At 59.0% G+C, this 5,644-nt stretch carries 7 protein-coding genes and 1 pseudogene; 1 reads left to right on the forward strand and 7 read right to left on the reverse strand.

From position 1 onward, the window contains the following. Positions 1–103: 103 nt before the first annotated feature. Genes RMO15_RS10070 through RMO15_RS10090 form a run of 5 tightly spaced genes read right to left on the reverse strand, consistent with a single transcriptional unit; the run spans position 104 to position 3,155 of the window. Positions 104–541: a hypothetical protein gene (locus tag RMO15_RS10070; protein WP_309711458.1), complete on the reverse strand. Its 438-nt coding sequence runs from the start codon at positions 539–541 to the stop codon at positions 104–106. Between the two features lie 9 nt (positions 542–550). Further along, the gene (locus RMO15_RS10075) at positions 551–1,183 is read right to left on the reverse strand and encodes a nucleoside triphosphate pyrophosphatase (protein WP_369016098.1); all 633 of its coding nucleotides are present in this window, start codon (positions 1,181–1,183) and stop codon (positions 551–553) included. Continuing rightward, positions 1,161–1,844 carry a hypothetical protein gene (locus RMO15_RS10080; RefSeq protein ID WP_309711460.1) on the reverse strand — a complete coding sequence of 228 codons (684 nt, stop codon included), beginning with the start codon at positions 1,842–1,844 and terminating at the stop codon, positions 1,161–1,163. The genes RMO15_RS10075 and RMO15_RS10080 overlap by 23 nt, the downstream gene beginning before the upstream one ends. A gap of 40 nt (positions 1,845–1,884) precedes the next feature. Continuing rightward, entirely contained in the window at positions 1,885–2,439 is a 555-nt protein-coding gene (gene hpt / locus RMO15_RS10085; RefSeq protein WP_309711462.1) for a hypoxanthine phosphoribosyltransferase, read from the reverse strand. A gap of 5 nt (positions 2,440–2,444) precedes the next feature. Continuing rightward, entirely contained in the window at positions 2,445–3,155 is a 711-nt protein-coding gene (locus RMO15_RS10090) for a carotenoid biosynthesis protein (protein ID WP_309711464.1), read from the reverse strand. On the opposite strand from RMO15_RS10090, the gene RMO15_RS10095 reads away from it, so the two are divergent. Beyond that, positions 3,128–3,964, forward strand: coding sequence for a prenyltransferase (locus tag RMO15_RS10095; RefSeq protein ID WP_309711466.1), 837 nt, complete (start codon positions 3,128–3,130; stop codon positions 3,962–3,964). The two genes, RMO15_RS10090 and RMO15_RS10095, sit on opposite strands and share 28 nt — an antisense overlap. On the opposite strand, the gene RMO15_RS10100 is transcribed toward RMO15_RS10095, so the two are convergent. Next, positions 3,961–4,866 carry a 2OG-Fe dioxygenase family protein gene (locus RMO15_RS10100; protein WP_309711468.1) on the reverse strand — a complete coding sequence of 302 codons (906 nt, stop codon included), beginning with the start codon at positions 4,864–4,866 and terminating at the stop codon, positions 3,961–3,963. The two genes, RMO15_RS10095 and RMO15_RS10100, sit on opposite strands and share 4 nt — an antisense overlap. Positions 4,867–5,093: 227 nt before the next feature. Then, positions 5,094–5,644: pseudogene (locus RMO15_RS10105) on the reverse strand (serine hydrolase); the annotation flags it as partial.

Consider the following 5,644-nt stretch of genomic DNA (forward strand, 5'->3'; position numbering starts at 1 on the left):
TGCGCTGGAGCGTGGTTGGTGGTGAAGTAATTGCCCGTCTACGCGGTTTCTTTTTTGGCAACGAGTTGGATTCCTTTTTTGCCTTTTGGAGTCGCCGCGTTTTTCAGCCTGCTACCTCACCACTTTTATGACCTGCACCCGTGCGAAAGAGAAGAAAAGCCAAGGTGCCGAGAAGAATCACAGCAAGAATACTGCCCCCCATTCGGAGCTGCTTCTGCTTACGTTCTTGGCGCTCTCGTTCAGGGTTGGGCCAACCTACGGCTTTGTAGGTACTGGCATAGGTGTACATGGCGCTATCGGCAGCACGATTGAGGGTATCTTCAGAGTTTGCCGCGACTTCCATCTTGATGCGCCCAGCTCGTCCCGGTTTCCAGGTGATCGTAACATCGGCAGGCTCACCATCTATCTTGATGATTCCCACAATTTGCCCGTTGGTAAGGTTGTTTTGTGTGACTTTACCAAGACGGCGATACGCGCGCAAGGCTCGCTCGCCTACACGCTCCATATCTCCTTCGACGGATAGTTCTAAGTACCGACTCATTTCTCTCTATTATGACGCAATATTTGGGCCCGTGCTGCGCCAGAGCGAAATTTTTGCGTCAGAAAGTAGCTCCGCTACACTCCAGAGAGGCAGACCGATCACGTTGGAAGGGTCACCTTCGATATGCGTGACAAAAGGCATGGCACCTCCTTGTATACCATAACCTCCGGCTTTGTCGAGTGGCTCCCCGGTGGCGACATAGGCGCGGATCGCGTCTTCAGGTAGATCGGCCATGGTCACGCGGGTCGCAACAACGGTCAGCGCCTCCGCGATGATCTGGCCGGGCTCAGGAACCGTAAGCAGTGCGACTCCGGAGAAAACCGTGTGGGTCTTGCCTGAGAGCGAGCGTAGCATCTGGATAGCATCGTCGGAGTCTACAGGCTTTCCGAGAATGGTGCCATCGGGCGCGACCACATCGGTGTCCACGCCCAATATCCAGCCTGCGTGCCGCTGTGCAACCTCTTGGGCCTTGCTCAGTGCAGCCTGCTGGACATAGACACGACCGTCCGTCAGATAAGCCAGCGACGACTCCTCGAAGCGGCTTACCTCGACGATAAACTCTACCCCGAGCAGGCCCAAGAGCTGTTGCCGACGTGGGGAGGCGGAGGCTAGGATGAGCTTAGCCAGCCGCTTCGCCCTCAGGCTTCTTGCGAGTGCGTGGCGCGGCGGGTTTCTTGGGAGGTGTCTCGGTCGTTTTGGCGGCAGCTGTCTTACGAGCGGGCTTTGGCTTGGCTTCCGCGACAGGTTTTGCCTCCGCCACAGGCACGGGAGCGGGATCGTCGTCTAGCTCTAGCATGGAAAACGGCGATACCTCCGCAGGCTTTTCTGGCTCTGTGACCGTAGTAGGGGCAGGGGCCTCGGTGGGCTCGGTGCTGACCTGCTGCTCTAGCTCACGAACACGGTTTTCCAGTGCCTCGATATCATCGAAATCATCGGGGCCAGTGTCTGGTGCTCCATCGCCTTTATGTGTCGCCTTATTGAAGACATCCGCGACATTGAAGCCCTTAAAGCTCTCACTAAGCTTCTCACGGATGGGACGGCCCTTCTCTTCCATATCGGCAAGAAAGCCTGGTGTGTCTTGGCGAATCTGGCGTACCGAGTCATCTAACTGGCGGGCGGCCTGATCGATAAGATCCACGGCGGCCTTGCCCAGGCCAAAGGTAATATCGGTGACGCGCTCCGCCGTGAGGGGGGGCATTGTCTTTTGCGTCTCAGAAGTGGCTTCCGCCTGTGCTTCAGCTTCCACGGTTGTTGTCTCCTCAGGAGTAGAGTTCACGGTTTCGGGGGTAGATTCGTCGTTCATAGTACTTAGGACAGCATAAACGGGGCTTGGGTTGCGTCTATTAAAGCGGTCCCGCATAAACGTCGCGCTTAAGGATACCCACGTAGGGCAGGTTCCGGTAGCGCTGGTTCCAGTCGAGGCCATAGCCGATCACAAACGCATCTGGGATCGTGAAACCCACGTAGTCGGCTTCGATAGACGCACCGCGCTTGGCGGGCTTGTCCAGAAAGGTGATGATCTTCACCGATGCTGGGGCGCGCTGGCGCAGGTTGCGTAGGACATAGCTCAGGGTCAGGCCCGTGTCAATAATGTCCTCGACAATCACCACATGACGTCCCTCGATAGACTCATCGAGGTCCATGGTGAGGCGTACTTCACCCGTGGAGTTGATGCCGCTGTAGGACGAGACTCCCATCAGATCCAGGGTCAGGGGGAGATCAATGGTGCGCATCAGGTCGGAGAGGAAGGGGAGAGAGCCTTTCATGATCGTCACTAAATGGAGATCGCGTCCAGCATAGTCTTGGGTGAGCTGCGCTCCCAGCTCGCGAACCCGCTGCTGGATCTGCGCCTCACTGTAGAGCACTTCTTGAATATCATCGTGCATCGGATGGGGCATGGGCTCTATTGTACCGCGTGTTTTCGGAGACTTACCGCTAGCAGGCCCACTCCGACGAAGCCCGGCACCCAGAGCCCCATGTTCAGGCAGACACTCGTCCAAAACGCGATACTCAGTAGCCCGCTGGTCATGGCCTCCTTGGGGGCACTCGCCCAATCGGAATTTCGTCCCAGCCATGCCCCGAGCGAGCCGGAGAGTAGCCAGCCCAAGAAGTTAGAGAGAGGCACGGAAAAATACATCCCGCCTGCCTCGTAGCGCCAGAACTCCTGCGCCACTGCGCCCGGATCGAGGCACAAGTCCACTCCGACGAGTAGTGCCCCTGCCAGAAAAATCCGTCCCCGTGAGAGGGTCAGTGCCCAGAGCGCCAGCGGCGTCCACGAGAATGGCACGGTCCACGGCACGGCATCAAAGAGCAACTTCCCGATTTTGGGGCCGTAGGAGAACCGTCCGTAGGGCACGCCCGTCTTCACCGCCACAGTCTCTAAAACCAGCGCGTAGATTCCCAGCAGCACCAGCAAACCCACGCCACGCTTTGCCCCAAGCCAGCGCACGATCGCAGCGTAGCTTGGCCAGGCAAAGACCAGCACAAAGATCGCCGAGACTATTGCCAGCTCGGGGCGGACAGGGAAACGTGCGACAAAAAAACCGCTGATGGCGGCGAAAACAAGCGCAGACGGTAGAATAAGCCGTGACCCCCGCCCGCCTTTGGCAGACAAGCCGCCCTCGATTTTGGATGTATGTCCTTGGCCCGTATGTGGTGGGTCTTGCGGCGCTGAAGTCACCTGCGGTTTTCTCCTCTCCACTTGCTCTGCTCTTTCTTGCGTATTTTCTGCTCCCCGCAAATCTGCTGATCTACGGCATCAACGATATTTTTGACTACGAGACAGATGTTCTTAATGCCAAGAAACGCGGCTACGAGGCATTGGTTCCCCCAGATGCAAGAAAGCCTCTCACGCTTGCCATCGCCTTGACCAACCTGCCGTTCTTTATCGCCGCGTTTTTCCTGCCCCGCCCCGCGCAGCTTGCCCTGCTTGCTTTTGTTGCGCTCTCTGCATTCTACTCCGCGCCTCCCATTCGGGCAAAGGCGAAGCCATTCTTGGACGCGGCATTCAACGCGCTCTATCTGTGCCCTGGCTATGTTGCCTACTTTCTCGCAGGCGGCAGCAACCTCTCGCTCCCGACTCTTTTTGCAGGCTGGGCGTGGGTGATGGCGATGCAGGCCTACTCCGCCGTTCCGGATATCACCGCTGACAAAGAAAGCAAGACATTTACCGTCGCTACCACTCTGGGCTTGCGTGGGACACTGCTCTTTTGCCTCGCGCTCTATGTCACCGCCGCCACACTGGCCTCGGTTACCCTCGGCTGGCTCGCTCTGCCGCTTGGGCTGGTTTATGCCACGCTCATGCTACTCTCGCTCCGTGCAGGGACCGAAGAAGGGGTGATGAAGCTCTACAAAAACTTCCCCCTTCTGAATACCCTGTGCGGAATGGTTCTCTTCTTTGCGGCACTCTTGCCCTTGCGCTAAAGAGAATGTAGCCGAATATCGAAGCCTAAGACACTGCGGATACCGTTGCTCTGCGCACTCTCACACCGGCGTACTGGGGTGACATCGTGCCAGAGCGGCGAGCCCACGTCGGCTTGAAAAAGCCCCTCGCCCGGCTGGAGCGTGTGCTCTAGCAGAATGGTCTTCTGATCGGGCCCAAAAACGCGGCTGGTGCCGCCCGTCACGCCCGTGCGCTCCACCACGAGGGCGGAGACAATGTAGTCCGAGCCGTCCTGGTGGATGCCCTCCGGGGAGTTGGTCGCCGCTTGGCCGGGCCGACAGACCACGCTCATCTGATGAACTGTGAGGGTCAGTGCCCGAGCATCGGGTCGAGCCTCGGCCACCAATTCCGCGACGGCCTCGCGGAGCCGAGCAAAGCCTGCGTTCTCCGCCACGCTTGGCTCCATCGGGGCAAAGAGACGGGGCAGGGCGCGAAGATCGCCCGAGTCCAGCTTGCCCTGCGCAAAGCTCGTTTCGTCGGGAAGGCGCTCCTGCCCCCAGTGAGAGCCGAGGCGCTTCAGCCGAAACCGCGCCATGGCTCGGCGTCGGTAGGGAGCCACGGACTCTAGCGCGGTGCGTTCTTCTGTGGGAAGTCGCGCCAGCAAGTCCTCGATCGCCGTCAGAGTCTCGGTGCCACTCCAGTACGACACCAGAAACTGCTGTAGCCGAGGGTGCTCGTTGGGGAAGGCGGCAAAGAGCCGCCGCACTTGCTCCCGCCGGACATCGTAGGTATCCCAGGGAAGGGGGTAGAACGAGGGGGCAAGCTCCGCCAGAAACCGCGCCCGGTCAATGCCGAACTGCTCTAGCGTGAATACCCGTCGTGGGTACTCTAAAAATCGAGAGTCGCTACCGTGCGACTCCCGAGGAGAGAGGGGTGTAGACAATTTTCATCTTATTCTCCAGGGTCGTCATTACGCCGCTGCGTTGGCGGGCACAACCAACATTGTTATGCCATCTCAATTGTATCATACAAGCCCACCCCCTAAAGGAGGTGGCTCCGACAGAAATAAAGCCCGTGCTGGGCTACTCATTTCCTCAGCCCGGAACGGGCTTTGTTTCCTCTGGTGGTATGGTGTTTACGCCGTGCCGCATCTGTGTAAACGCCTCCAGATCAATCGATCACAGAGGCGCAGGCCATCTCTAAAACTCTACGGAGGCCGTCGTCGCCGCCTAGGGTGCCGTCGTGGAAGAGGCTGCGGGGAGTCGGCTTCCAGTTGTCGCGGCTGGTGTCTTGCGGGGGCTGGGGGATTTTTGTGTAGGTCGGGTCGTACTGGCCGTTGCTGCCGCCCATTTTGTACAAGACGAGGTCCAGCGATGGCACGACATAGAGGCAGAAGCCACCCGCCCCAGACTTCCAGAAGGCGTCTCTTGGTGCACCGGCGACGTGGCCGTCGGCGTTGTGCTCGAACTGGAGGCTAAACGGCGAGTGTGGGTTGTAGGGGAGCATCTTGTTGCAGAGTGCGAGGTACTCTGGCGGGACTATTTGTTTCCCTGCCCACTTGCCACCGCGTGCGAGGCAGTAGGCAAAGCGCACGGCATCGGTGGCGTGGAGCGCGGTGCTGCCCGCGCCGTTGGCATGGGGCATGAGAAAGTCCCCGCGCTGGAGACAGTAGTCCCACGCACCCCAGCCCTGCGGCTTGGCCAGGCGCGTGTCAATGTACT

The organism is Armatimonas sp. (assembly GCF_031410135.1).
GTDB lineage: Bacteria > Armatimonadota > Armatimonadia > Armatimonadales > Armatimonadaceae > Armatimonas.